At 73.2% G+C, this 503-nt stretch carries 1 protein-coding gene; it reads right to left on the bottom strand.

Features of this window, described 5'->3' with window-relative positions:
* A partial coding sequence (locus tag AC5L34_RS29530; RefSeq protein ID WP_494827938.1) for an acyltransferase domain-containing protein occupies positions 1-503 on the bottom strand: 503 nt, incomplete at both ends.

Raw genomic sequence — 503 nt, 5'->3', positions numbered from 1 at the left:
GCCACGTGCGCGGCGGTCACCTCACCGATCGAGTGACCGGCCAGCATGTCCGGCACGACCCCGAACGACTCCACCAGACGGAACAGCGCCACCTCGACCGCGAACAACCCGGCCTGGGTGAAGACGGTCTGGTCCAGCAGCGCCGCCTCGGCACTGCCCGCCTCCGCGAACAGCACCTCCCGCAACGGGCGCGGCAGCAGCGCATCGAGCTGCGCACACACCTCGTCGAGCGCGACGGCGAACACCGGGAAACCGGCATACAACTCCCGACCCATGCCCGCACGCTGCGCACCCTGCCCCGAGAAGAGCAGGGCGAGCTGGCCGCGTACGGCGGCGGAGCCCGTCACGACGGCCCCGGAGGACTCACCCGCGTCGAGGGCCCGCAGCGCGGCGAGCACGTCGTTGCCGTCGGCCACCACGGCGACGGCGCGCTGCTCCAGCGCGGGCCGGGTGGTCACCGAGGACCAGGCGACATCCAACGGACGCGGGGCCTCGTCGACGCT

This window comes from Micromonospora sp. ZG13, from assembly GCF_059359355.1.
This window is presented reverse-complemented; position numbering and strand designations above follow the sequence as displayed.